General features: G+C 69.2%; 22 protein-coding genes and 4 pseudogenes. 15 read left to right on the top strand and 11 right to left on the bottom strand.

Going from position 1 to position 24260, the window contains the following annotated elements; genetic code table 11:
* Window positions 1–17: 17 nt before the first annotated feature.
* The gene (locus ABZ464_RS24850) at window positions 18–1823 is read left to right on the top strand and encodes a tetratricopeptide repeat protein (protein WP_359279899.1); all 1806 of its coding nucleotides are present in this window, start codon (window positions 18–20) and stop codon (window positions 1821–1823) included.
* Window positions 1824–2787: 964 nt separating this feature from the next.
* Here the strand turns inward: ABZ464_RS24850 and ABZ464_RS24845 are convergent.
* Together ABZ464_RS24845 and ABZ464_RS24840 are read right to left on the bottom strand one after the other, a co-directional pair.
* On the bottom strand, window positions 2788–3264 hold the full coding sequence (locus tag ABZ464_RS24845) for a hypothetical protein (protein ID WP_359279898.1): 477 nt from the start codon (window positions 3262–3264) through the stop codon (window positions 2788–2790).
* 45 nt (window positions 3265–3309) lie between these two features.
* Window positions 3310–4185 (bottom strand): transposase, encoded by an 876-nt coding sequence (locus ABZ464_RS24840; RefSeq protein ID WP_359280033.1) that lies wholly within the window; start codon window positions 4183–4185, stop codon window positions 3310–3312.
* 236 nt (window positions 4186–4421) lie between these two features.
* Between ABZ464_RS24840 and ABZ464_RS24835 the strand changes: the two genes are divergently transcribed.
* On the top strand, window positions 4422–4802 hold the full coding sequence (locus ABZ464_RS24835) for a hypothetical protein (RefSeq protein ID WP_359279896.1): 381 nt from the start codon (window positions 4422–4424) through the stop codon (window positions 4800–4802).
* 56 nt (window positions 4803–4858) lie between these two features.
* On the opposite strand, the pseudogene ABZ464_RS24830 reads toward ABZ464_RS24835, so the two are convergent.
* Window positions 4859–5028: pseudogene (locus ABZ464_RS24830) on the bottom strand (ATP-binding protein); the annotation flags it as partial.
* Between the two features lie 6 nt (window positions 5029–5034).
* Between ABZ464_RS24830 and ABZ464_RS24825 the strand changes: the two are divergent.
* Window positions 5035–5118 (top strand): helix-turn-helix domain-containing protein, encoded by an 84-nt coding sequence (locus ABZ464_RS24825; RefSeq protein ID WP_359280031.1) that lies wholly within the window; start codon window positions 5035–5037, stop codon window positions 5116–5118.
* Window positions 5112–5567 (top strand): annotated as a pseudogene (locus ABZ464_RS24820) (transposase); the annotation flags it as partial. The gene ABZ464_RS24825 and the pseudogene ABZ464_RS24820, both read left to right, overlap by 7 nt.
* Window positions 5568–5635: 68 nt before the next feature.
* Here the strand turns inward: ABZ464_RS24820 and ABZ464_RS24815 are convergent.
* Window positions 5636–6067 (bottom strand): VOC family protein, encoded by a 432-nt coding sequence (locus ABZ464_RS24815; RefSeq protein WP_359279895.1) that lies wholly within the window; start codon window positions 6065–6067, stop codon window positions 5636–5638.
* Between the two features lie 468 nt (window positions 6068–6535).
* Here ABZ464_RS24815 and ABZ464_RS24810 point away from each other — a divergent pair, with 468 nt between their 5' ends.
* A complete protein-coding gene (locus ABZ464_RS24810; RefSeq protein ID WP_359279894.1) occupies window positions 6536–6970 on the top strand; it encodes a hypothetical protein in 435 nt (144 codons plus the stop codon).
* A gap of 537 nt (window positions 6971–7507) precedes the next feature.
* On the opposite strand, the pseudogene ABZ464_RS24805 reads toward ABZ464_RS24810, so the two are convergent.
* Together ABZ464_RS24805 and ABZ464_RS24800 are read right to left on the bottom strand one after the other, a co-directional pair.
* Window positions 7508–8439 (bottom strand): annotated as a pseudogene (locus ABZ464_RS24805) (IS5 family transposase).
* A 55-nt stretch (window positions 8440–8494) separates the two neighbouring features.
* Window positions 8495–8734 (bottom strand): contact-dependent growth inhibition system immunity protein, encoded by a 240-nt coding sequence (locus tag ABZ464_RS24800; protein ID WP_359279893.1) that lies wholly within the window; start codon window positions 8732–8734, stop codon window positions 8495–8497.
* Between the two features lie 449 nt (window positions 8735–9183).
* Between ABZ464_RS24800 and ABZ464_RS24795 the strand changes: the two genes are divergently transcribed.
* The 6 genes and pseudogenes from ABZ464_RS24795 to ABZ464_RS24770 all read left to right on the top strand — a co-directional run bounded on the left by ABZ464_RS24795 (window position 9184) and on the right by ABZ464_RS24770 (window position 13417).
* Window positions 9184–9402 (top strand): helix-turn-helix transcriptional regulator, encoded by a 219-nt coding sequence (locus tag ABZ464_RS24795; protein WP_359279892.1) that lies wholly within the window; start codon window positions 9184–9186, stop codon window positions 9400–9402.
* A 732-nt stretch (window positions 9403–10134) separates the two neighbouring features.
* Window positions 10135–10677, top strand: coding sequence for a hypothetical protein (locus ABZ464_RS24790; protein ID WP_359279890.1), 543 nt, complete (start codon window positions 10135–10137; stop codon window positions 10675–10677).
* Between the two features lie 11 nt (window positions 10678–10688).
* Window positions 10689–11516 (top strand): methyltransferase domain-containing protein, encoded by an 828-nt coding sequence (locus ABZ464_RS24785; protein ID WP_359279888.1) that lies wholly within the window; start codon window positions 10689–10691, stop codon window positions 11514–11516.
* 217 nt (window positions 11517–11733) lie between these two features.
* Window positions 11734–12168: pseudogene (locus ABZ464_RS24780) on the top strand (AraC family transcriptional regulator); the annotation flags it as partial.
* Entirely contained in the window at window positions 12153–12779 is a 627-nt protein-coding gene (locus tag ABZ464_RS24775; RefSeq protein WP_359279887.1) for a suppressor of fused domain protein, read from the top strand. The pseudogene ABZ464_RS24780 and the gene ABZ464_RS24775, both read left to right, overlap by 16 nt.
* 380 nt (window positions 12780–13159) lie before the next feature.
* A complete protein-coding gene (locus ABZ464_RS24770; protein ID WP_359279885.1) occupies window positions 13160–13417 on the top strand; it encodes a hypothetical protein in 258 nt (85 codons plus the stop codon).
* A 774-nt stretch (window positions 13418–14191) separates the two neighbouring features.
* Here ABZ464_RS24770 and ABZ464_RS24765 read toward each other — a convergent pair.
* Window positions 14192–14638 (bottom strand): DUF1772 domain-containing protein, encoded by a 447-nt coding sequence (locus tag ABZ464_RS24765; RefSeq protein ID WP_359279884.1) that lies wholly within the window; start codon window positions 14636–14638, stop codon window positions 14192–14194.
* Window positions 14639–14729: 91 nt separating this feature from the next.
* Between ABZ464_RS24765 and ABZ464_RS24760 the strand changes: the two genes are divergently transcribed.
* Window positions 14730–15308, top strand: a complete 579-nt coding sequence (locus tag ABZ464_RS24760; RefSeq protein WP_359279882.1) for a TetR/AcrR family transcriptional regulator — start codon at window positions 14730–14732, stop codon at window positions 15306–15308.
* A gap of 561 nt (window positions 15309–15869) precedes the next feature.
* The gene (locus ABZ464_RS24755) at window positions 15870–17021 is read left to right on the top strand and encodes an acyl-CoA dehydrogenase family protein (protein ID WP_359279880.1); all 1152 of its coding nucleotides are present in this window, start codon (window positions 15870–15872) and stop codon (window positions 17019–17021) included.
* Here the strand turns inward: ABZ464_RS24755 and ABZ464_RS24750 are convergent.
* The 4 genes from ABZ464_RS24750 to ABZ464_RS24735 are packed head-to-tail and all read right to left on the bottom strand — an operon-like array spanning window position 17015 to window position 22046.
* Window positions 17015–17530: a PaaI family thioesterase gene (locus tag ABZ464_RS24750; RefSeq protein ID WP_359279879.1), complete on the bottom strand. Its 516-nt coding sequence runs from the start codon at window positions 17528–17530 to the stop codon at window positions 17015–17017. The two genes, ABZ464_RS24755 and ABZ464_RS24750, sit on opposite strands and share 7 nt — an antisense overlap.
* Before the next feature lie 12 nt (window positions 17531–17542).
* Entirely contained in the window at window positions 17543–18517 is a 975-nt protein-coding gene (locus ABZ464_RS24745; protein WP_359279878.1) for an LLM class flavin-dependent oxidoreductase, read from the bottom strand.
* Window positions 18514–20943 (bottom strand): GNAT family N-acetyltransferase, encoded by a 2430-nt coding sequence (locus ABZ464_RS24740; RefSeq protein WP_359279876.1) that lies wholly within the window; start codon window positions 20941–20943, stop codon window positions 18514–18516. Before ABZ464_RS24740 ends, ABZ464_RS24745 begins: the two co-directional genes overlap by 4 nt.
* 23 nt (window positions 20944–20966) lie before the next feature.
* Window positions 20967–22046 (bottom strand): amidohydrolase family protein, encoded by a 1080-nt coding sequence (locus tag ABZ464_RS24735; RefSeq protein WP_359279874.1) that lies wholly within the window; start codon window positions 22044–22046, stop codon window positions 20967–20969.
* A 158-nt stretch (window positions 22047–22204) separates the two neighbouring features.
* Here ABZ464_RS24735 and ABZ464_RS24730 point away from each other — a divergent pair, with 158 nt between their 5' ends.
* Window positions 22205–23527, top strand: a complete 1323-nt coding sequence (locus tag ABZ464_RS24730; protein WP_359279872.1) for a phenylacetate--CoA ligase family protein — start codon at window positions 22205–22207, stop codon at window positions 23525–23527.
* Window positions 23527–24246, top strand: coding sequence for a hypothetical protein (locus tag ABZ464_RS24725; RefSeq protein WP_359279871.1), 720 nt, complete (start codon window positions 23527–23529; stop codon window positions 24244–24246). Before ABZ464_RS24730 ends, ABZ464_RS24725 begins: the two co-directional genes overlap by 1 nt.
* Window positions 24247–24260 lie beyond the last annotated feature (14 nt).

Genomic DNA, 24260 nt, shown 5'->3' with positions numbered 1-24260 from the left:
ACACGAAGGAGGGATACGTGGACGACGATGCTTCCGACGATTCGTGGCTGCGCTTTCGCGCAGACCTTCACAGCCTGTGGGAGGCCGCGGGCTCGCCTCCGCTACGCGCGCTGGAGGAGCAGTCGCTGGCGTCGGGGTCCCAGCCCACGCTCACGCGCTCGACCATCCACAGCTACCTCGCGGCCGACCGAAACCGCCGAGTCGGCACTGACACCAGGCTCCTCGAGCGGCTGGTCGACCACCTGCTGCAGCACGCCGACGGGAGCGAACCTGCCGAGGTCGCCGCATGGAGGGACACCCAGGGCTGGCAGCGCCGGTGGCAGGCCCTCAGCGACCGCCCCTTCGCCAGACCGGAGCCCGGACCGCCGCCCTCGGCGCACGTCAGCCTTCTGGGCTGGGACGGTGCCGGCGACAGCACGGTGCTGGCGGGCCAAGGGGCGGAGACCCCGTGGCTTGGGCACCACCGACTGATCCGGCTGGCCGCCATGGTCGAAGGATGCGGCCAGGTCGGCCTGCCAGAGGCGGCCTGGAAGCTCGCCGCGGAGTTGGAACACAGTGCCGACCGCCTCCTTCCGGCCGGCTCCGTGGGCGTTCTGGCCAGCCGCCACATCGCCGCCTACTGGGTAGGCGAGGCAGGCCAGCCGCATGTGGCGCGGGCCAAGACCGAGGAAATCCTGCGCGCGTGCATAGCCGTCGTCGGCTCCGACCACGCACTTACCCACCTGGCCGAGCTCCGGCTGGCGCACTGGACCGCGCGGTCCGGCGACCGACACGCAGCCCTCCGCTTGTACCGGATCATCAGCGACCGTCAGACGAACGACAGGATGACCCTACTCGCCCGCCTCGCACGAGCCCGCCTCGACACCGACGCGGCCGAATCGGCCACCCGGATCCGAGGCCTCCTGCCCGACCTGGAACGGGCGTTCGGCATCCGTCACCCCGTCGCCCTGACCGCCCGCCACAGCATTGTCCGCGCCGACCTCAACGCCGGACGCATCACTGAGGCACAGCATGCACTACCCGACCTCCGCGATGCCTTCACCGAGACCTTCGGGCACGAGCACGCCCTGACACTCCGACTCAGAACGACCGAAGCCGGCTGCGCGCACGCCGACGGCCGCGACGACGCATACCGATTGGCGGCAGCCGCTCACACCGAAGCCGACCGCGTACTCGGCCCGGACCACCCCCTCACCCTGCACGCCGGCAATGTGCACGCCATCATGCTCGCCGACACCGAGCCCGAGAGAGCTCAAGAGCTATGGACGACACTGATCAGCGCCGCGACGCTGTCCCTGGGCGACTCACACCCACTCGTCCTGACACTCCATCACAACCTGGCGATCACCACACAGCACCTTGGCGACCCGGCCGCGGCCCGAACCGTCTTCGAGCGCATCGTGCACACACAGTCGGATGTACTGGGACCCGACGCCCCGGACACGCTGCGCACAGAGCTGAACCTGGCCATGGCGATCAGCGAGACAGACGGTATCGAAGCAGGCCTGCCCTCGCTCCGACGGATCCACCGCAGGCAAGAGCGCGTACTCGGCCCCACCCACCCGGAAACCATCACCTCGCGTGTTCTCATTGCGTTGGGCACCTACGCGGTCGAGGAATCCCCAAGCGGGCGAGCTTGGCTGGCAGACGAACTGCGCGACCTCGAGACGCTCCTTGGAGCGAAGCACCCTGTCACGCGGCAGGTCCAGCAGGCGCTGAACGCAACCGACACCCAACGAAGCGTGCACAACCCACGCCTGATGCACCGCCTGTCCGCCTTCAGCGGTGCCGGCGGCGGAGGCGAGGAGGAAGAGGAGGAGTAGCCGCGCCCGGCGCGCCCTGCCTGTCCCTAGCCCCCTGGACGTACCCCAAGGCGCATGAGGAAGGTCACGGATTCCGGTAGCGGAGTCGGATCTGCGCCCACCCTGCCGAGCCGCTGCACCGGAACGAGCCGGTGAGTTCGGCATGGTGGTGGATCGGACTCATCCGGTGGGCGGCGGTGCGGATCTCGTCGACGGTGGTGCCCTTGTCGGGGCGGATGCCGTGCCGCTCGTTGAGGAGTCACGCTGGTTTGTCCGCGGCGGCCCGGGTTGCTTTCGCGCGGTGGGGCGCGGTTCGCTGCTTGGCAGTGGCCGTTGCGTGGCGAGGACTTGGCGGTGATCGTTCGCCACTGAGAGGGCTGCGGGTATGCGGGACGGTTCGGACGGTGCCGGGGAACGGGTGGGCACGCTGGTGTTCCTCGCGGCCTGGATCGGGTCGCCGCGGGGTATTTGTGCTGGGCCCTCACCTACGGGTTCACCGGAAGACCCTGGTGGGGTGCTGCGTGGGTGGTAAGGCTGGTGACGGCCAAAGCGGCCGCCGTCCTGGTCGGCGGGCCCTGAAGCGTTCCTCGTCCGGCAGGCACGGTTCCGACTCGGGCGGCTGCGACGCTGGGGCCGACCTTGCCGACGGCTGAGCTCGTGTGCCCGGGCGGCAGGTCAGCCGTGCGCAGGCGGGCACCCGCACGGCTTTGCGCGCGGGCCGAGGCCGTTGTTGAGCGATTGGAGCAGAACGTGCCGACGGCGCACACCTGGTCGCCACTGCGCCGACGGGAGACTACGCCCCGTACCGCTGGGGCCCCGGCGGCCAGTCGACGGCAGGTACGACCCCTCACCCACGCTTGTCCCGGCACATAAGGGAGTTCTCGCTGCACAGTTCACGGGAAGGAGAGGAGCGGGGGGTGGCCGGTTTACCGCCGGCCGATGAGGCTCTTTGAATTTGGCTCTGGCCGCAGTTCCGTGAACCCGTTCAGAAGGACCGGAAGATCCCCTCGGGATCATCGTGAGCCCATGCCGCAAACTCCTCGAAGCCCAGGTTGCCCATGCTCAGGTTCGCGTGGACCTCGTGGAGTCTTGCGGGGATGGTGCGGAAATCACGGCCGAACTCGGTCAGTTGTTCGAAGTCTTCTTCGTCCACGCATTCCTCCCACGTCAGCGTGGTGACCGCCAGCAATGGGTGGTTCTCGGCCTGCATGGTTGTACGGTCGGCGAGAAAGACAACGGCCAGGTTGTCGTCGCCGCGGACCGCCGCCAGCACCTCGTCAACGGTCGCCCCTGACCAGACCGGATCGTCGATGAAGTGGACGTCTGCCTCGTACTGCCTGTCTCCCCAGGGCTCCATCAGCGCCGCCGCCACGTCCTGCCACGCCTGGTCGTCGAGGTAGTCGGTTCTGACGACCAGGGCATCGAACTCATCACGGAATGTGACTGCGGGCAACGGTCTCATGGATGCTTCTCCTCGGTGGTGATCGGTGAGCCGTGTCCGACTGTCTCATGGGCCATTTCCGAGGATGCGAGTCCGGAGGAGTTCGAACGAGGCCCGTCCATACATCGCTCGCTTGAGCGTTTTCACCCGGTTTACGTGTCCCTCAACGACCCCGGAGCTCCAGGGCAGGGTCAGACCGGCGGTCACCGCGTCAAGATCCTGGCGGAGGAAGCCGGCGAAGCCCTTCATAGGCTTCGGTGCGTCCTGCTCGGCCTGCCGGATCCATTCCAGCAGCAGGTATCCGCGCTGGTGACGGACCATGTCGGCGAACGCCCGAGCGAGGTCGCAGGCTCGGGCGATGTCCGGGCAGGCGAGCCGGACTTGAAGGAGTCGCTCGTCCTGGCTTTCGGTGAGCGCCACCGGGGGCCGCATGATCCACGAGGTGATCTTGCGAGGGCTCGGGATGTCGGCCCGGACCGGTTCGGCGGTGCCCGCGCGGAGGGCGGCGAGGTGCTTGCTGACGACCTGGCGGCTGCCGCGGTAGCCGCGAGCCTGGATCTCCAGGAACAGTCGGGTGCCGCTGACCTGGCCTTGCGCTTCGGTGAAGCGGGCGTTGAGATATGCCTTGAACGGCGGCAGGACAGGCGTTCGCCGACCGTAGCGGCTGGTCAGCCCGCCGACCTGATCGGCGAATGTCACCCGTGCACAGCCGCTGTTGTCGCAGAACAGCCGGCGGACCGACAACTCGATGAGCACCGGCCGGGCACCGACCGGCGCATCGGCGATCCTGCGCCCATAGCGGCTGTGCACACGCGTCGACGACGCCCCGCACCCCGGACAGATGGCCGCTGTCCCGTCCTTCGTGCTCGCCGCGACCCGCAGCACGCCGCTCTCCACCACCACGTGCTCCACCAGCACCGTCACCAGGTGCGGGAACACCATCTCCAGCAAGGTCTCACACACCCGCAGGATGAACTCTCAGGTGACGGAGCGTCACCGGAGCACGGCAGCACGATCCACTTCACGAAATCCGTGCCTGAACCTTTGAGTCGGCCCCACTCGGACGGTTTGAAGTGGCCCCATCCGGAGATCGATTGGGGCGGTGTGAAGGTTTCACGTGGCCCCGGCTGTCGGTGCGAGCTGGCTCCACCGGCGTCGTCTGGTGGCATGATCGCGGCATGACTGCAGTGCTGCCGCGGACGATCAGGGCCGTGGACACCGATCGGCTCCTCCTGTTGGAGGAGGAAGCGGCGCGGTTGGGCTTCAGCCAGCGGCTCCCGGCCGATTGGCTGCGGGAGCACGCCCAGGCGGCGGCGGTGCACTATCTGTTCCCGGCGACGGAGCACTGGCTCAGTCATCGACCGGAGGTGTCACCGCAGTGGCGGTGCGAGTTGTTGCTGACAGTTCGGACCGGCGAGGAGGTATTGAGCCTGCTGGACGTCCGGCCCGCCAGTTTCGAGGAACTGGCGGAGACGCTGGACGCGACTGCGAAGGCGGACATCGCTGCCCGCATGAAGCGGGCGCTCAGCTTGAGGGAGTGGGCCGAGCGGGGGCGCTGATCCTGGTTCCAGCGTGGGCCGCGGGGTCGGGGGACGGCCTTGAGCTGCTGCTGGGCCTTGGTGTGAGCGAGGCGGTAGGACTGGGTGCCGGTTTCGATGATCGCTCCGTTGAAGGTGAGGCGGTCGACGATCGCCGCGCAGAGGCGGGGGTCGGTGAAGGTCTTGGTCCACCTCCGAACGACTCGTTCGAGGCGATCGCCACGCTGTTCTTTTCCTCCCGCTCGGTCATGAGATGGGCATCTCCCGCGCATGCGCCAGCAAGTGGGTAAAGCGCTGGCGGCTACACGGTGATGCGGGATTGCAAGACCACTGGTAGTCGACGGCACCCTGGTGCCCACCCGGGACCACAGCATCGCTGAACAGTCAAAGAACTACCGCTACTCCACCAACCACCAGGTCGTCATTGACGCGGATACCCGCCTGGTCGTTGTGGTCGGTGAGCCTTTGCCAGGCAATCGTAACGACTGCCGGGCATGGGAGGAGTCTGGCGCGAAGGCAGCCGTGGGCAGGACCCTCACGATGACCGACGGCGCCTATCCGGGCACCGGCCTCCTCATGCCCCACCGCCGCCCCTCGGGCGAAGAGTTGCCGGGCTGGAAGCGCGAGCACAATCGCTCGCACAGACAGGTCCGGGCCCGCGTCGAGTACGTCTTCGCCCGCATGAAGACCTGGAAGATCCTCCGCGACTGTCGTCTCAAGGGCGACGGTGTCCGAGACGCCATGCTCGGCATCGCCCGACTGCACAACCTCGCTCTCACGGGATAGCTTCTGCCGCATACGAGACCTGAGAGGTCCCCGGGAGACGGCTCCCCCCTCGCAGTCTCGGAGGAGAATCAGGCGAGGCAGAACTCGTTGCCCTCGATGTCCTGCATCGTGATGCACGACTCGTTGACGCCATCGGCGCGCTGCGTCAGCACGTGTTTCGCGCCGAGCGCCATCAGCCGTGCGCATTCGGCCTCGAGTGTGGCCAGCCGCTCGTCACCCACGAGCCCTGTGCCGACCCGCACATCAAGATGCACCCGGTTCTTGACGACCTTGCCTTCGGGAACTCGCTGGAAGAGCACGCGCGGGCCCACACCCGAGGGATCAGTGCACGCGAAGTAGATCTCCTCCTCAGGCGGCAGCGAGTGGTGGTACTCCTCCCACGTGGCAAAGCCCTCCGGGACTGTCGGTACGACGTACCCCAGCACCTCACACCAGAAGGCGGCGAGGCGCGCAGGTTCCGCGCAGTCGAAGGTCACTTGGAACTGCTTGATCATTGACATCGGCGCACGATAACAGGGGCCCTGCTCATCTCCCCGGCCGGGTGGATCCACACGTTTCCGGGAGGACAGCCCCTGCCATCCGCTGCTGTGTCGTGCGGTCACAGGGGTGAACCGAGGTCGGCGCCTCTCCCAAAGGATGGGACCCAGGATCCGGTCTCGGCCGACCACTCTCGTGCCAAAGATCAGTTAGGGGACAGCCCTTAATCCCTCGAGAAAACCTCAGTGGCATCAAACTGATCAAACGGCAGATGTGCGGACGCGCGAACTCGACCGAGCCCAGACCTGAGCCGTCATCCGTCCTCATGGACAAAGCTACGCAGGTTCGCGTCGGTGTGAAAGAGAAGTATTTCCCGCGACCATTGCGACCACTGAACCACGTGAGTAGCCTGACCGCGCCAGGGAGTTCCGGGAACCGAATCCGTTCCTGCGCCTGGCTCGGAATGATCACACAGAGAGGGAGCCGATGCAATGAAGAGACGAATTGATCGCTTCTTACGGCGCAGTCTCGTGGTCCTCCCCCTGGTGGCGGGTGTTTTCGTGGGCCTCACCGTTCCTGCTGAGGCCGCCTCGGGCGGCTCCACCGGAACCGGAGTCAGCGCCTCCTATTCCTGGACCTGGAGCCGCACCGCCATCACGGGAATCAGCGCCACGGTCTATGACACGGCCTGTGACAACAACGACGTCTACGGTTACGTCCGGCTCTACGATGTTGCCGGAGTCATCGCGAACGGATCCCAACAGCGTTGGAGCGGGGGCTGCAACACCCACGGCGGCTTCACTCTGTCCGGACTGCGCTTCTCAAACAACCGCACGATCGCTGTCATTCGTATCTTCGCATGTGTGGACGACGCCGGCGGCGACTCTTGTTGGTACTCGGGCGACTACGCCAATCCGTATCGCTGATCAGAAGATCAGGGAAAGAGTAATTGTGCTGGACACCCGGTGCCTGTTGTATGGCGCCGGGTTTTCCGGCGCCGATATTCCTCGTCAGCTTCGGCGCCGGGACTTTGGTAGGCGACATCCCGTACGCCGGATGCGCGCAGGCATGCTGTGAGCGGTGCCGGGGGCGGGTATCCGTGGGACTTGGCGGACGAGCAGTGGGCGCTGGTGGAGATCGTCCGGAAGGACCCCGGGTCAGCGCGGCTTCCCGGTGCAGCCGAAGCGGTGGGCGGTCGAACGCACACGCGGCCGCCCCGCGAAGCGGCCGGGACCGTGCCTCCTCGTGCGGCAGCCGCCATCGTAGAAGGTGCGATCACACCGGCCCGCACCGAAGACGGGTCAGGAATCCTTCGGTTTCCTCCGCCAAGGACGGCGGCAGGTCGGTCAGTTCCGACACGATCAGCCCCAGCTCCCGGCCTGGCTCTGGCCACTCCTTCCAGACGGCGGGACTCCTGGTCACAACGGCGGACGACATAGCGCCCCTAGGAGCTGTTTCTCGGATCATGTGCGGAGCCAGATGATGAGTGCTGCGAGGGTGACGGTGCCGAGGTAGGTGTAGGCCCGCTTTTCGTAGCGTGTGGCGACGGCGCGGAAGCCTTTCAGGCGGTTGATGGCCCGTTCGACGGTGTTGCGTTTCTTGTAGCGTTCGCGGTCGAACCCGGTGGGCCGACCGCCGCGGGAACCTCGGTCATGGCGGTGTCTGTGCTGGTCGAGCCGTTTGGGGATGGTGTGGGATATGTCGCGTCGTCGCAGGTAGCGGCGGTCTTCGCGGGACGTGTGGGCCTTGTCGGCCAGGACGTGGTCGGGTCGGGTACGAGGGCGGCCGACGCCCATGCGGGGTACTGACAGATACTCCAGGACGGGCCGGAGTTGGGGGCCGTCTCCGTAGTGTCCGGGTGTCAGGAGGAGGGCGAGGGGCCGGCATCGTCCGTCGGCTGCGAGGTGGATCTTGGTGGTGAAGCCGCCGCGGGAGCATCCCAGACACTCGCCGATCTGACCACCTCCTCCAGCCGGACGGACAGTTTCCGAAGAACCGGATCGACCTGGTTCGTCCGGGGGCGGGTCCCCTTTTGAGGATCCGCGGCGGGTGGTGTCTTCCTTGCGCCGGCGGCGTGCTGGTGGGCACGCACCGCCGTGGAGTCCACGGACACGTCCCAGTCGATCCGGCCCGCGGCGTCCTCGGCGGCCTGCACCTTCGACAGCAGCATCTGCCAGGTACCGTCGGCAGACCAGCGGCGATCACGCTTGTAGACCGTCTCCCACGGCCCGAACCGCTCCGGAAGATCCCGCCACTGCACCCCCGTACGGACCCGATACAGCACTCCGTTGATCACCCGGCGATGATCGCTCCACCGGCCCCCACGTGCACCACCGCGAGGCAAGAACGACTCCAGCCGATCCCACTCCGCATTCGTCAGGTCTCCACGGCCCATGCAGCCAGCCTGCCCCCAACACCCCACTCACGAAGGGAGATCCGAGAAACAGCGCCTAGTACATGTCGCCCTCGGTCATCGGATCGTCGCGCAGCACCCCAAGCGCAAGCGGCAGGAGACAGCCGAGTCCCACGTCCTGCCCGATCAGCAGACGCATGTCCTCAACGGTCAGCTTGCCGATCGGCCGCCGCCGCAGGTCATGTACCTTCGGGACAAGGCGACTTGCATCAGTCCGCGGGGCCGGCCAACAGTCGCGCTCGAGTTCCTTGACTGGTTCAACAATCAACGCCTCCACACGGCGATCGGAGACATCCCACCCCACGAGCACGAGACCAACTCCTACGCTCCACACCAGCCCCAACCGGCGGCTGAGTCAACGCATAGGGCCTCCACCGATCCCGGAGCGGTTCATTATGCATAATTCCAACTCCTTGGATATCCGTGACCCGGTGCGGCGATGGTGATGGGCGAGGCATGACGGCTGTGCTCGTCGGCAGCCGAGTCTCCTGACGGTGTCGACATGGTGCGGGTGTCCGCGGTGGGGTACGCCGTTCTCTGGCGCCCGCAGCCAGAGGCCAAGTCGGGGCCCTGAGGGCTCATTGCTGGGATGGATTCGGGCGTGAGCCGGCCTCGGACGGAGTGGGCGGCAGTTGAGCGTTCGGTCGCCGCTCATGGACGCGGTTCAAGCGGCGTCATTGCCTGGACCGCGGTGACCGGCCTCACCGCCGTCGTGGGCGGCTTGCTATGTCAGGCCTGTGGTCCGGTCGGCCGAACACCGTCAAGCTCGACGAGCTGGACGTCATCTGCGCGGTGCTCGCCTGCGGCGTCGACGAACTGCTCCTGCCCGAGCCGGAGCTAGTGCCGGAGCCGACACCAGCAACTGACCCACAGGCCACTGCGGTGGGCCAGCCACGCGCCGTCGCCCCGCGTCCTCGCACCGGCCGGTCCCTGCCGCCACGATGACCTGCGTGCACTGCGGCAAGCCGCTGCCCGAAGGATCGCGGCGGGACCGGGCGTACTGCGACAACAAGTGCCGGGGCCTGGGCTCCTACTACCAGCGCAAGGCGGGTGTCCCACCCCCACCACACTGGCAGCACCCCGCCCTCACCTCGGACAACCCAGTGCTGCGGTCGGCCGCAGCACATGCCAAGCAGCTCAGCGAGGCCAACGGATGGTCGCCGGCACTCGTGCGGTGCGCGATGGACGGCCTGACTGCGGTGCTGGCCGACCGCCCGCCCGGCAAGCCCGTGAAGCTCACCGAAGTCCGTGCGCGAATACCGCGACACGCTTCCAGCCTTCGGGTCGCCGAGGTCCTCACCGACCTGAAGCTGTTGGAAAACGACAGCGTATTGGCGGTCCGCACCTGGATCGAGAACCGTACCGCCGGGTTCGCCAGCGACGTCCGCGCCTGGCTGCTGGTCCTGCTCGACGGCGACAGCCGTGCCAAGCCCCGATCCCACGCTTGCGTCTACTTCGGCGGCGTCCGCCCCCTGCTGGGGAACTGGGCGACGACCCCTGGGCACCTGCGCGAGATCACCGTCACCGGCGTGGCTGTCACCCCTGCGTGGATGGCAGCGGCGCAACGCCATCGCCGCACTGCGCTCACTGTTCCGCTTCGCCAAGGAGCGCGGCCTGATCTTCGCCAACCCCACCACCCGCCTCAGGATGGAAGACATCCCACGCAGCCTGCTGCCGATGACCGACGCCGAAGTGCTTGCCGTCCAACGGATCGCCGTCACCCCGGCGCAACGGCTGATCGTCTCCCTGGCCGCCGTCCACGCCGCCCGCGCCACCGCCATCCGCCGCCTCACACTGGACGACCTCGACCTGCCCAACCGCCGGATCACCATCGCCGGACACGCCCAGCGGCTCGGCGAACTGCCCCACCAGACCCTGCCGGCCTGGCTCGACCAGCGCCGGGCCACCTGGCCGAAGACCCCCAACCGGCACGTCCTGATCAACGCGAAGACCGCCCTGGGAACCGGGCCCGTCAGCCCCGAACACCTCAAGCGGCACCTACTGCACCAGGGCGTCTACCTCGAACGCATCCGCGGTGACCGGGTCCTGCACGACGCACTGACCGTCGGCGCCGACCCGCTGCACCTCGCCCTGGTCTTCAACCTGTCCCACACCACCGCGAGCAGCTACGCGGCCATCGCCCAGAACCTGCTCGACGACACGGCTGCTGTCGAGGAGCTGCCGTTAAACCAGTGGCGTCCCCGTCGACGAACCTCATAGCTTGTGCGCTCGTGACTGATGCTCCGAAGATGCGCCCGAATCCACACGACCTCGGCCGGGTGTTCAACGAGGTGCCGGAGCTCTACGACCGGGTCCGGCCCGGATACCCCGACGAGCTGTTCGCGGACCTTGTCGCCGTTACCGGCGTGGCCGACAGGTCGTCGGTGCTGGAGGTGGGCTGCGGAACCGGTCAGGCGACGCGCTCGCTGGCAGCACTCGGATGCTCAGTGACCGCCATCGAGCCGGGCGCAGACATGGCCGCACTCGCTCGCCGACGGATGGCCTCCTTCCGTAACGTCGCAGTCGAGACGTCGACGTTCGAGGAGTGGGACGACCGCGGTCGACGCTTCGATGCTCTCGTGGCTGCGTCGTCGTGGCACTGGGTCGACCCGTCGATCGGCTGGCAGCGGGCGCACGACGTGCTCCATCCCGGAGGCTGGATGGCGCTGCTCGGCCACGTCGTTGTCCGTCGGCCGGGAGAGCCGGAGGTGTACGCCGAGACTGCCGATCTCCACGAGCAGTTCTGCCCCGGGAACCCCGACTGGGGTCATCCTCCCCCGGAGGACGACGTGCGCACCACCGACGAGGGCTGGGGCCTGGTCGAAGACCCCGGAGGACTGTTCGGCCCAACGATCGTGCGCTGGTACCCGACCGTTCAGTGGTTCAACGGAGACGGCTTTGCCGATCACCTTCGCTCGTTGTCGCTGTACCGGAGGCTCGACCGTGACGTCCGAGAGCCCCTGCTCGACGCCGTAGCCGAGCGCATCCGCACGCGGATGGGCGACCGAGCATCACGCCGTTACCTGAGTGTCCTCCGTGTCGGACAGCGCGCCCAGTGAGCCCAGTGGTGAAGGACCTGCCGATTCAGCGGCAACGAACCCACCGCACTTTCACGTCTGCCTGCCGAAGACGCCGTGGGTTCCCAGTGAAAGCACCTCAGTCACGCTGAACCCACGGCCGACGTGCCGGTAAGAACCGCGTCACCAGCCGCAAACGGTGGTGATCAGTCCTTGGACTGTGATCTTCCTGGGCTGGGCGGCTCGTACACTGGCGAAAATGGAGGACCACACGGCCACCGGGATCGGTGCACGTCCGGCGCCCGTCTTGCGGGAGTACGTCGACTCGTATGTCGGCTTCGACCTCCGCGGGCTCCCGACAGGGGTGCACTGCGGCCCGCCGAGCCGCGCGCTCACTGCGGTGATCAGCCTGGCAGATCCTTTGGAGGTGGCGGCGGGCGTTGACGACGGGTCACCGGTCACCCGATTCGGCAGCGTGGCCGGCGGTCTGATGTGCCGGTCCGTCGCGATTCACCACGACGGACGCCAGCAAGGTGTTCAGGTATCGCTGACACCGCTCGGGGCCCGGGCCATCTACGGCATGCCGTCCGCCGAGCTCGCCCACCGACTGGTCCCACTTGACGAGCTTCTCGGAGCGCTTGCCGTCGAGCTGGTCGACCGGCTCCGATCGGCGACAACATGGGCGGCGCGGTTCACCGCGCGATCGCGGTCTGGGATGACCGCGCGGTGAGTGATGCGAGGCTGCTGGCCGCGGAGGCTGTTGAGTCACATGTCCGGGTGTTCTTCGAGGGGCACTCCGTGGAGGTCGTCGACTACGACCGCGGGCCGGAACGGCGACAGGTGGCGCCCGATCTGCGCATCCTCGTTGTAGGGCCCGGTCCCCGCAGCGATGGCTGGGCCTATGTGACCGCCGGGTGCCGGGCCGCGATGGAGAAGGACGGTCATGGACTCGAGTTCGTCATGACAGCCCATGTCCGCGACCAGCGGTTCATCGAGCTCATGGCGGTGATCGCCTACTACCACTGCGGAGGACATCAGCTCGACCTGGAGCACAGCATGCCGATCGGTGAACCGTGGGTGCCGGGTTCAACCTGCGATCACCTACTGATCAGCCTGCCCTATCTCCATGGACCCGACCTTGAACACTGCCCGCTTCCTGGGGTACACGCTCGCATCCTGTGGACGCTGCCTGTGACGACCGCCGAGATCGAGTTCCGCAGTCGTCACGGGCACGAGGCGTTGGAGCAGCTCTTCGACGAGGCGGAGATCATCCCCACCGATCCTTTCAGGGCGTCGGTCGCCTGACTTTCGGGCCGCTGGCGGTCACCGTCTGTTGTCTCCGGGGGCGTGTCGGCTCCAGGTTCGGCCTTGGGCCGGTATAGCTACGGCCAGGTGGCGTATAGCACTGCGTAATGCTCAGGGCTGCGGTGAGAGACGTCGCAGTAAATGCCGGATTTACTGCGGCGGGGATCCTGCCGTGATCGTGGCTACGTGTGACCGCGCGGCCTGTTGCTGCTGCGGGAATGGAACTCCGGCTGCGAGGACGGCCACGAGCGCGGCGCCGGCGGCCGGGCAGCCGCTGCGGACGAATGGCGGACAGTAGTGCACATGCTCAGCGAGAAGTGGGCGCACGAGCTGGCCCACACATCGTGACGAGCAGTTTCAACCGGATAGAAGGATCGAACTTGGCCGACGAAGCCAAAGCCTTGCTGAAGCAGCTCACGGAAGCCGTCGCACTGACGGCGAGCAGGCTACCCGCCGAAGAGGCGGAGCAAGCGAGCAGGGATCTCACCGCCTTCCAGGACGAAGCGCTGTCCGGCACACCGCGCTGGAATGTGCTCCAGGTCTTCGGCGATTCACTCCAGAAGGCGGCCGACTTTGTTGGCGATGTCGGCGCCCCGATAGCGAACCTCGTCACCACTGTGATCGGCTTGATCGCGTAAGGCCCACTTAGCAGGGCTGTGCCGGGTGCGTAGCCGCAGGTGTCATCGATGGCGTCCTGGCCGCGACGGCCCCATGCCTGGCTCCGATGGCGGGCCGCCGAACGCGACACCGAGCTGCGCACCGAACCTGTCCGTTAGGGCCATCTGCGCAGCTCAGTCACACGTGTAGAGATAGTCCGCCACTCGCAGAGCTCCTTGGTCAATCGGCGGGTTCGCCCGCGCCGAGCAGTGCACCTGTGACGCGACCCGGTCCCTCTCGGCATCGTCCTCGCCTCGACCCGCGTGCCGGCCGCCGCTCTCGACGAGGTCCGGCGCCACGGCGGGCCCGACGGCCACCCGTACGACCGCCGTTGCGCCTTGTGCGTCGGCGACGTCCGCGCCCTGGCCTCGGCCGTCGAGGGGGCGCCGACCCGGGCCCTGCCCTCCGTCATCCCGCGCGCCGTCTGGGGCCTCCAACGCATTCGGCGGGGGAACCCGCCCTGCTGTCGGGTGTCGCGGCGCTGTTGCCCCCGTGTGCCTGCAGTCCCGAGGCCTGACGACCCCTGCCGAAATCGCGGGCCGACGGGGGGTGCCCGGCACGACGGGGTGATCGACAGGTCCTTTTGGGGGAGCGATGCGGGAACTTCGCTTCGACGGCGGCATTCCGGTTCGCCGCGGTAGTCGGCAGTGACCGGACCTGGCTCGAGCGTGTGCTGGGAGCCCGAGGGCTGAGCGTCCGGCTCGCGGTCGGGGTGTCGTGCTTCATCCCCGTCAGCGTGGTGTGGGCCTGCGGGCTCAGACGAGGGCGGTGACGAGCAGGGTGAAGGCGGTGATGATGAGGGCGAGGCGGAGGTAGTGGAAGAGGAGCCAGCGGTTCATCTGCTCCTTCCAGTCCTCGGGCCGGTTGTCGGGGGTCCACGTCTTGTTCCGGTTGTTGATCGGGACGAGCAGCAGGAGCGACATGATCACGCTCAGGATCAGCAGTGCGGCGGCGATGACGACGAGGCCGACGCCGTGGTGATGCCGTCCGGTGATGGCCCAGAGTGCGCTCAGGGCGAGTGAGCCGGTGTACCAGAACGGCATCAGGGTGCCGAGCATCCGGCCCCCGTGGGCGTGGCCGAGTTGGCCGCTGTCCTCGGGGAGGGCGTTGAGGATCGGGTTCATGACGAAGGCGACGGAGAATTCCACCCCCACCATCAGGCCGACGACCACGGTGGTGAAGACCTCGAGTGCGTTGAGCATGACGACCTCTCCTGAAATCTAGTGTCGCTAGATGTGGAGGCAACGCTAGTTCTACTGCCGCTTGATTGTCTAGCGGTGCTAGGATCGGGTCATGTCGGTACAGGAACGCAAGGCGCGCGAACGGGCGGTCCGCGAGCGCCTCATCGTGGCGACGGCCCGCGAGCTCGCAGAGCAGGAGGGCTGGGACGCGGTCACCACCCGCCGGCTCGCCGAGCGCATCGAGTACAGCCAGCCCGTCCTCTACAGCCATTTCCGCGGCAAGCGGGAGATCATCGGTGCCGTCGCCCTCGAGGGTGCTGCCGAGCTGGCCGTGGTGGTGCGGGCCGCGGCCTCCGCTGCGGGAGGCCCGCGCGAGCGGGTCGCCGCCCTCGCCCGCGCCTACCTCGACTTCGCCGAGCGTAACCCGGCGGTCTATGACGCCATGTTCCAGCTCGACGGCGGCCTGGCGTTCGCGGACGAGGACACCCCGCAACCTCTCAAGGACGCCTTCGCTGCGCTGCTGGAGAGTCTGGGCGAGGTTGCCGGGGACGGCGTCCATCCGGGACTGTTCACCGAGCTGTTCTGGGCGGCCCTGCACGGGGTGGCGACGTTGACCCGGGCGGGACGGCTGCCGCCGGAGTACCTCGAGCCGAGGGTGGAGCTGCTGGTGGACCGGCTCGCCATCACCTGACACCCCTTCCCGGCGGGCACCCGCCGGGGCCCTCGGGCCCCGCCGCTGTCTGCCTGCGGCGCCGCTTTCGGTTGCTGGCTCCCATGCGGCGCGGCCGCAGATCTCCGCCCCCGTGCCCCAGGCGGACACCCGCCCGGGAAACTGCTGAGCCGAAGCTCGGTAGTTGTCACCGGCAGAGCCGGATGACGTTCCCCGCGAGCGGATCCTGCACATCTTCGAGCAGGCGGACCGCGACTCGGCACTGCGCCCCGCCCCGTACGGGCGGCGGGCACCTCTTCCAGCTCGCGGGTCACCTGCCTGCCGCCGGCCCGGAGGAGCACGAGCCCCTCGCCGCCGAGGTGGTGGCCGTCCCGCTCCTGCTGCAGTGGGCGTCGGCCGGTCCCTCCCGGGCGCGTGGACCGCGATGGTCCTGGGCCGCTGCCTGCTCCTGCCGGCCGCAGCGGATGGCACAGGATCGCCGACCAGCCTGCCGAAAGTCCGTAGGATCATCCTGCATGCGGTGTATCAGCTAACATAGAATAATGAGATAGATAAATAGTCGAGTGGTGACGAGGAGTGGCCGTGGACTTCGGGCTGACCAACGAGCAGGACCTGTTGCGCGCGACGGCACGGCAGTTCGTCGCCGATGTGTGTCCGGCCGAGAAGGCCAAGAAGTGGGACGAGGAGGGTGTCGTACCGCCCGAGCTGTTCCGCGGCATGGCTGATCTGGGCTGGTTCTCCCTCCCGTTCAGCGAAGCCGAGGGCGGCGACGGCGGCGGGCCGCTCGAGCTCATCCTGATCGCCGAGGAGCTGGGGCGGGCCAGCTTCGACGTGGCCATGTGCTACATCGGCGTGCTCATCCCCGGGATCACGGTCTTCCGATGGGGCAGCGAGGCGCAGCGCGCCTTCATCCGCGAGCAGGTCATGACCGGCCGCCACCGGCTCGCCGTCGGCCTCAGCGAGCCGGACAGCGGATCCGACGCGGCCGCTCTGCGCACCACCGCCGAGGACCGGGGTGAGCACTTCCTGGTGCGCGGGCAGAAGGCGTGGTGCACGGGCGCCGGACTGCCCGACACCACCATCGCCACCTACGTGCGCACCGGTCCCCGCGAGCCGAAGCACGGCGGCATCAGCCTGCTGCTCGTCGACCCGGCGACGCAGGGCGTCGAGGTTCGCCGCACCCCCACGCTCGCCCGGCACATCCTCGGTACCAACGAGGTCTTCTTCAACGACGTCCGCGTCCCGAGGGAGAACCTCGTCGGCCCGCGCGACGACGGCTGGAAGGTGATGCTCTCCAACATCGAACTGGAGAAGGTGATCATCACCGGCGGCTATCTGGGGGCCGCCCAGTCCACCCTGGACGAGATGCTGGAGTACGCCCGCATCCGCCACGCCTTCGGCCGCCCGATCGGCAACTTCCAGGCTCTCGCCCACGCCATGGCCGACCTGCAGACCGAGATCGACTCGGCCCGGCTGCTCGCCTACCGCGCCGCCTGGCTGCTCTCCCAGGGCAAGCCGTGCACCCGCGAGGGCTCGATGGCGAAGCTGAAGGGTTCGGAGACCTATGTGGCGGCCGCCCGGCTCGGCATGCAGGTCTGCGCCGGGCACGGCTTCTCGACCGAGAGCGTGATGAGCTTCCGCTACCGCGAGTCGATCGTCGCCACGATCTCCGGGGGGACCAGCCAGATCCAGCGCAACGGGATCGCCCGCAGCATGGGGCTGCGGTCCTACTGACCGCCCCCGGCCGCGTCCTGCCCGGCCAGCCACTGCTCGTGCCGGGCGAAATGGCCCCGGTCCCGGGTCACCCAGATCCCGGCGGCCCGGGCCAGCACGGCCCGGCCCGGCAGCAGGACCATCTCCCCCCTGATGTACCAGCGTGAGCCCTCACGCCGCTCCACCCAGGCCCTGACCTCCAGCGGCCGTTCCACCGGCACCGGCTTGACGAAGCTCACGTTCAGTTCCGCCGTCACGCTCAACACCCGGTGCAGCAGCGGCAGATGACCGAGGCAGTCGTCCAGCACGGCCGCCGTCCAGCCGCCGTGCGCCACATCGGGGCCGCCCTCCTGGTCGCGCGGGCAGGCCAGTTCGAACCACGCCACACCGTTGTCGTCGAGACGCTCGCGCCGCACGCCCAGCCGACAGGAACCGGGACTGCGGCACGCTCCGCACAGCGCCACCCCGCCGGGGCTGCGGGGCGGCTCCTGGAAGTCCGCGCCCGCCCAGTTCCCCGTCGTGTTCCCCATCCGCTCCTCCTGTCAGACGTCGGCAAGCAGCGGACGCAGCTTCCCGGCTATGAGCTGGACCTGGCGGGCCACCATCTCCTCGGGCATCCCGGCGAGCGAGGCCCACAGGAACACCCCTTCCATCGGCAACCCTGCCACGTACGCCGTGACGGCCTCGGCGATCTCCTGCGGGGTGCCGTACAGGAACTGTCCGACGCCGCTCGCGCTGAGCCCGGTCTCCCGCCACTTCTCCGGGTCGATGGGGCGCGGCACCGGCTGGTCCGTCCCCTCCACCAGGTACCGGCGGTACGTGTCCCACTGGTACGCCAGGTGTCTGCGCACCACCGGCCAGTCGCCCTCGGGGTCCTCGGTGACGAACGTGGTGAACGAGCCCTGCATCCGGGCCACCGAGCCGTCGTAACCGCTCTCTGCGAGGCCCTCCCGGTACGGCGCCAGCAGGGCGGGGTTCAGGGACAGCAGCCCTGTGCCGAGCCGGCCGGCCCGCCGGGCGCCCTGCGGGCCCTGGTAGCCGAGCCAGATCGGCAGCGGGTCCTGGACCGGACCCGGGGTGACCAGGGACTCGGCCCACAGGCCGCGGATCTCCCGCACCCGTTGGTCGGTCGTGGTGTAGCGCTTGGCGAGGTCGGCGCCGAACAGCCGGTATTCGGGCACCCGGTAGCCGGTGCCGAGGCCGAGGTCCAGGCGGCCGTCGCTGATGATGTCCACGATCGCTGCCTGTTCGGCGAGCTCGGGGGCCGCGTGCAGGGGCGCCGGGACGACCGCGGTGCCCAGGCGCACCCGGCGGGTACGGGCCGCGGCGGCCGCCGCCATGGTGAGCGGCTGGGGGAGGTACCCGTCCTCGAAGCCGTGGTGTTCGGAGAACCAGACCGAGTCGAGGCCCAGCCGCTCCGCCTCCTCGCACATCTCCAGGGCGAACCCGTAGACCCGCGACCAACTCCGGCGCCAGGGCGGCGGGTTGCGCAGATCGAAGTAGATGCCCACCTTCACGCCGGACCGCCTCCTGCGATGTCGTCCGCGAGTCGGATCGCCGCATGCGTGACGGCGACCCCGTGCCCGGGCGGCAGCAGCCGTACGGGACGCAGTTCCAGGGTCTCGATACGGGGGAGGTCGTCGACCATCGCCGAGACCCGCAGGACGGTCTCCTCCAGTGCCGCGAGGTCCACCCCGGGGCCGCCCGCCCGGCCGTCCAGCAGCGGGGCCGCGCGCAGCGAGCGGATCATCTCCCGGGCGTCGCGGTCGCTGAGCGGGGTGACGCGGTGCGCGACGTCCGCCATGAGGTCGGCGTAGTCCCCGGTGAGACCGAAGGAGACCACCGGACCGAAGACCGGGTCGGCGCCGACGGAGAGGAACGCGTCCGGACAAGGGCCCCGCGGTGTGTCGCGTACGGCGATTCCGTACGCGGCCAGCAACTCGACGGCGACCGCTGCCGGAACCGGGCCGGGGGCACAGGCGGCGACGAGCGACCGGGCGAGCTCGGCGTCGACTCCCGCGAGATCCGGGACGACGCCCGCGGGGGTGCTGCGCCAGGCCTGGTAGGCCGCCGCGTGCCCGAGCGAGGCGGCCGCCGCTTCGGGGAACGTGTAGGTGGGGACGACGAGTTCGTCCCGGTGAAGCAGGTTGGCGACCCCCGCGCCTCCCAGGAAGCTCGTCACCACCGGCTTGTCCGGGGCGGTCGCGGCCGCGTCGAGGATGGCGGCCGCCACCTCGTCGGGCTTGTCCGCGAGCGGCGGCATGAACAGGACGACCGCCGCGTCGACGCCGTCGTCGGCCAGGGCCGCCTCCAGCGCCTGTCGGTAGTGCGCGGCGGTGGCCGTGGGGGTCAGGTCGATCGGGTTGGTGACCTCCGCGTGGGGCGCGAGGGACGAGCGGAGGGTGTGCCGGGTGCGCTCGCTCAGCGTGGGCACGCGCAGACCGTGCGCCGTGCACGCCCCGACCGTCAGGGCCGCTGGGCCGCCCGCGTTGGTGATCACGGCGATCCGGTCGCCGGGCGGGGGAGGCTGGTGGGCGAGCAGCAGGGCGACGTCGAACAGCTCCTGGAGACTGCTGGTGCGGATCACGCCGGACTGGGCGAACAGCGAACTCGCCACCGAGTCCGCGGGGCCCGGGTGGACGGCGACGATCGGCTTGCGCGGGGCGACCCGGCGGGCGACGCGGGCGAACCGGCGCGGATCGCCGAACGTCTCCACGTGCAGCAGGATCACCGAGGTCGCCGGGTCCTCCTCCCACCACTGCAGCAGTTCGTCGGTGGAGACGTCCACGGCGTGGCCCACCGACACGAAGCCGGAGAAACCGAGCCGCAGCCGCCGGGAGTGGTCGAGGACCGCGAGCCCCAGCGGCCCGGACTGGCTGGACATCGCCACCCGGCCGGGCGCCGGCAGGGCGGGCGAGAAGGTCGCGGCCAGCCGCGCGGCGGGTGTCGTGTTGAGCACGCCCATGCAGTTGGGGCCCACCAGGCGCATCCCGGAGGCGCGTGCGAAGCGGGCCAGCTCCAGCTCGGCCGAGCGTCCCTCGGTCCCCGTCTCCCCGAAGCCGGTCGAGACGACGACCACCGCCCTGACCCCGGCCTCGGCACATTCCCGTACGACCTCGGGCACAGCCTCGGCGCGCACGGCCACCAGCGCCAGATCCGGCGGCTCGGGAAGGTCCCGTACACCGGCGTACGCCCGCACCCCGGCGATCCGCTCCGCCCGCGGGTTGACCGGGAACACACTGCCGTCGAAACCGCCCCGCAGAAGGTTGGCCACGATCTCGTGGCCGATCGTCAGGGGGCGGCGGTTGGCGCCGATCACGGCGACCGAACGCGGTTCGAGCAGGGGCCGCAGGGAGCGCCGTACGGCGGTGTGTTCGCGGCGCTCGGCGCGGGCGACGGCCTGGGCCTGCGGGTCGACGGCGATCTCGAAGTGGATGATCTGGCCGGGCGGCCCGGCCTCCACCCGGTAGCCGGAGCCGAGGAAGACGTTGATCATCCGGGTGTTGTCGGCGAGGACGTCGGCCTCCAGCACCCGGATGCCCCGGGCGCGCGCGGCGGCCGCGATGTGTTCCAGGAGCAGCCGGCCGAACCCCTCGCTCTGGTGGTCGTCCCGGATGGTGAACGTGACCTCGGCGTGCTCCGGTTCCCCGGGGGCGCGGACATAGCGGACGAGGCCGGCGATCTCGTCGCCGGCCAGGGCGACGAGCGCCAGCTCGTTGAGGTAGTCCACCTGGGCGCCGCGCCGGATGACGTCGTCGCGGGCGCGGACCACCGGGCCCAGGGAGCGGTAGGCCAGGGTCGCCCGGGAGAGGCTGCCCACGAAGGCGACCAGGCGGTCGGAGTCCTCGGGCCGGATGGGCCTGACGAAGGTCGACCGCCCGGTCCTGACCAGCCCGGGCCGCTCCAGGTCGTCCGGGTACGAGGGGTACGGGGGAGTGGTCACCGGTGTCTCGTCGCCGGCGCCGGTCAGACGGCCGCTTCCTGGGGGGTCGGGTCCGGCAGGCCGAAGAGTTCGTTGAAGGTGCCGCGCGTGACACGGTCGCGGACGTCGTCCGGCACTCCGTCGAACAGGTCGTGCAGTGTGGCCTGGGTGTGGCCGTAGGTGCCCTCCAGGTGGGGGTAGTCGTCGCCCCACATCACGTTGCGGTAGCCCGTCGACTCGACGATCTCCACCGAGCTCTTGTCGTGCTGGAAGGACGCGTACACCTGCTGCCGGATGATCTCGCTGGGCAGCCGGCTCAGCTTCGGCCGGACGAACATGCCGTGCTGGCGGTAGGCCTCGTCCATGCGGTCGCCGATGGCCGGCACCCAGCCCGCGCCGCCCTCCGCGATGAGGATCTTCAGGTCCGGGTGCCGGTCGAGGGCGCCGCCCGCGACCAGGTGGGACACCACCCGCATGCCCGGGTACGTCGTCTCCATGTAGTTGACGACCGCGCCGCCGGGCCCGCGGAAGACGACGTTCTGGCCGCCCGTGCCGATGTGGAAGCCGAGCACCATGCCCGCCCGCTCGGCCGCGGTCCACAGCGGTTCCCAGCGATCGAGGGCGTACTCCTCGCCCTCCCGGGTCGAGCAGGGCAGGAAGACGGCCTTGAAGCCCATCTCGGCCGCCCGCTCCAGCTCGGTGACCGCGTCGCCGACGTCCGCCGTCGAGACGCAGGCGGTGGTGATCACGCGCTTGTTCTTGGTGAGGATCTCGTCGTACGCCCAGTCGTTCCAGGCCCGCACGGTCTCCCGGGCCAGCTCCCGGTCGGTGATCGACACCAGCCAGAACCCCATGGAGGGGAAGGCGAGCTGGGACCAGACGCCCTCCTGGTCGAGGTCCTGCAGCCGGACCTTCAGGTCCCAGGCCCCCGGCGGGCGCATGGCGTCCATGAAGTCGCCGAGCTGGCGGTCGATGCGCTCGCCGTCGATGTAGAGCATCTCGTACTTCTCCCCGCGCTCGCTGCGCGGGGCCCGGGCGCCGAGCCGCGCGGGCAGCCGCTCGGTCCACACGTCGGCGGGTTCCATCACATGGGAGTCCCCGGAGTTGACCCAGATCTTCGTCATGACGCTCCTCGGCGCAATGGATGTAATCAGTTAGCGATTTTAGTTGTATGGGGCGCCAAAGGGAAGGTGGCTCCAATGTTGGAGTTGAATCCGTAGAAATAGTTGACTGATTGCGCTGATAGCTGCAAGATCTGGGCACTGAGCCGCGAGGAGGCGCCATGGCCGGTGACAGGGACACCGCTGACAGGTACTTCGAGCCCCAGGTGGAGACCATGCCCCGCGAGGAACTGCGGGCGCGGCAGGAAGAACGTGTCCTGGAGCTCGTCGAGTACGCCTACGTGGGCTCGGCCTTCTACCGCCGGCTGTGGGACGAGCGCGGGGTCCACCCGCGGGACGTCCGGTCCCTGGAGGACTTCCGGGCACGCGTCCCGTTCATCACCAAGGACATGGTGCGCGCCTACCGGACCCGCACCGGCGACCCCTTCGGCGGTCTGCTGTGCGTGCCGGCCGAGGAGCTGACGTCGGTGTCCTCCAGCTCGGGCACCACCGGCGACCCGGAGTTCTTCGCCGAGATCTGGCAGGACGCGCCGCCGCTGGTCACCGCCCAGGTGCGGGACCTGTGGGAACTCGGCCTCCGCCCCGGGGACCGGGTGCTGAGTCCGCCCGGCACCTTCCGCAACCTCATGGACCCCGGCTACCAGGCGCTGGGCGCCGTGGTGATCGAGGTGGACACCTGGATGGGGAAGATGCACGAGGTCGTCGAGGCGCTGCGCACCTACCGGCCGGCCTATCTGCAGATGATGTATCCGCAGATGGTGGAGCTGGAGCACCTGGCGGAGAAGACGGACCTGAGAGAGGCGTTCTCCTCCCTCAAGGGCGCCTCCTGCGCCGGGCAGCCGCTGAGCCGGAGGATGCGCGAGCGCATCCGGAACGACTGGGGCATCGACGTCTACGAGTACACCAGTGCCGCCGACACCGGCACCGCCTGGGAGTGCCGCGAGCACGACGGCTTCCACCTCTGGGAGGACACCGTCTTCGCGGAGTGCGTCGAGGTGACCGAGGACGGCTGGCGTGACGTCCCCGAGGGCGACCTCGGCGAACTGGTCGCCACCGACCTGGACAACCGGGCCGCGCCGCTGATCCGTTACCGCAGCGAGGACCTGGTCCGCCTGTCCCGCGACACCTGCGGCTGCGGCCGAACCCACGCCCGGATGTGGGTCGCCGGACGACGTGGCGACGAGACGCTGGTGCGGGGACGGTCCGTGGTGCTGCGGGACGTCTGGCAGGCGGTCGAGGACCAGCCGGAGACGGTCGCCGGAGTCTTCCAGATCGTCCGCGACCGTCGCGAGGTCGACGAACTGCGGCTGCGCGTCGGCTACGACCCCTCGCTCACCGGCGACGTCGACGCCCTGGCCGGCCGGCTGACCGAGGCAGTGCGCGAACGCACCGGGGTCGAACCGGTGCTCGACCTGCGCCCCGAGGAGGACCTGTTGAAGACCATGACCAGCGTCGCCAAGTTCCCCCGGGTGGTGAAGAGCTGATGGCCCGCGCCGACACCCTGGCCCGGGCGAGCCGGCTCGACCGCCCCGAACTCGCCTACGTCGTGCGCTTCTCCGCCGCCGGGGGCACCCGGGAGACCGAGCTGACGCGGGCCGAACTCGCCCGGGACACCGACTGGGCCACCGCTCGCCTGCGCGAGCACGGTCTCGCCCCAGGACGGCGGGCCCTGCTGACCGCGTCCGGCTTCGAGGGCTTCTGGGGACACGCCGTGATCGGCGCCCTGCGGGCCCTGAAGGTGACGTACGGCATCGCCGAGGCGATGGGCTGGGACCACCGCCGTACCTCCGTCTTCCACCGCGAACTGCGCCCGCACGCCGTGATCGGCCTGTCCGCCCAGACCTTGGAGGGCCTCGCCGGGGCCGCCGACATCGGCGAGATGTTCCGGGCGACACCGGTCGTCCTGGCCCGGCCCGCCGCCGTACCGGTGCTGCGGGCGGTGGGCGTGTCCGCCTGCCTGTTCTCGCCCGTCGGACCTGCCCTCGCCCTGGACTGCCCCGAGCGGTGCGGCGCGCATGTCAACGGTGCCGAATGGCGGCTGGGCGACCGCGACGGGGAACTGTTCGTGGCCGCGGGGGAGCAGCGCACCTCGCACCTGCCCGAGACCCCGCTCGGCATCGCGGGCAGGGTCGTCATCGGCCGGTGCGGCTGCGGCAGCGAGGACCCGCGCGTGCTGCTCGCCGAGACCGACCGGCCTTCCTGATCGAGGAGTTGAGG

Origin of the sequence: Streptomyces sp. NPDC005820 (assembly GCF_040630255.1) — a bacterium.
Lineage (GTDB): Bacteria > Actinomycetota > Actinomycetes > Streptomycetales > Streptomycetaceae > Streptomyces.
This window is presented reverse-complemented; position numbering and strand designations above follow the sequence as displayed.

Excerpts from the sequence above, each read along its gene's own strand:
- ABZ464_RS24845 (WP_359279898.1), bottom strand. The coding sequence starts at position 3,264 with ATGAGACCGTTGCCCGCAGTCACATTCCGTGATGAGTTCGATGCCCTG.
- ABZ464_RS24790 (WP_359279890.1), top strand. The coding sequence starts at position 10,135 with ATGACCGACGCCGAAGTGCTTGCCGTCCAACGGATCGCCGTCACCCCG.
- ABZ464_RS24725 (WP_359279871.1), top strand. The coding sequence starts at position 23,527 with ATGGCCCGCGCCGACACCCTGGCCCGGGCGAGCCGGCTCGACCGCCCC.
- ABZ464_RS24750 (WP_359279879.1), bottom strand. The coding sequence starts at position 17,530 with ATGGGGAACACGACGGGGAACTGGGCGGGCGCGGACTTCCAGGAGCCG.
- ABZ464_RS24840 (WP_359280033.1), bottom strand. The coding sequence starts at position 4,185 with ATGGTGTTCCCGCACCTGGTGACGGTGCTGGTGGAGCACGTGGTGGTG.
- ABZ464_RS24795 (WP_359279892.1), top strand. The coding sequence starts at position 9,184 with ATGTCAGGCCTGTGGTCCGGTCGGCCGAACACCGTCAAGCTCGACGAG.
- ABZ464_RS24765 (WP_359279884.1), bottom strand. The coding sequence starts at position 14,638 with ATGCTCAACGCACTCGAGGTCTTCACCACCGTGGTCGTCGGCCTGATG.
- ABZ464_RS24760 (WP_359279882.1), top strand. The coding sequence starts at position 14,730 with ATGTCGGTACAGGAACGCAAGGCGCGCGAACGGGCGGTCCGCGAGCGC.
- ABZ464_RS24810 (WP_359279894.1), top strand. The coding sequence starts at position 6,536 with ATGAAGAGACGAATTGATCGCTTCTTACGGCGCAGTCTCGTGGTCCTC.
- ABZ464_RS24735 (WP_359279874.1), bottom strand. The coding sequence starts at position 22,046 with ATGACGAAGATCTGGGTCAACTCCGGGGACTCCCATGTGATGGAACCC.
- ABZ464_RS24775 (WP_359279887.1), top strand. The coding sequence starts at position 12,153 with ATGGGCGGCGCGGTTCACCGCGCGATCGCGGTCTGGGATGACCGCGCG.
- ABZ464_RS24730 (WP_359279872.1), top strand. The coding sequence starts at position 22,205 with ATGGCCGGTGACAGGGACACCGCTGACAGGTACTTCGAGCCCCAGGTG.
- ABZ464_RS24815 (WP_359279895.1), bottom strand. The coding sequence starts at position 6,067 with ATGTCAATGATCAAGCAGTTCCAAGTGACCTTCGACTGCGCGGAACCT.
- ABZ464_RS24835 (WP_359279896.1), top strand. The coding sequence starts at position 4,422 with ATGACTGCAGTGCTGCCGCGGACGATCAGGGCCGTGGACACCGATCGG.
- ABZ464_RS24825 (WP_359280031.1), top strand. The coding sequence starts at position 5,035 with ATGGGCATCTCCCGCGCATGCGCCAGCAAGTGGGTAAAGCGCTGGCGG.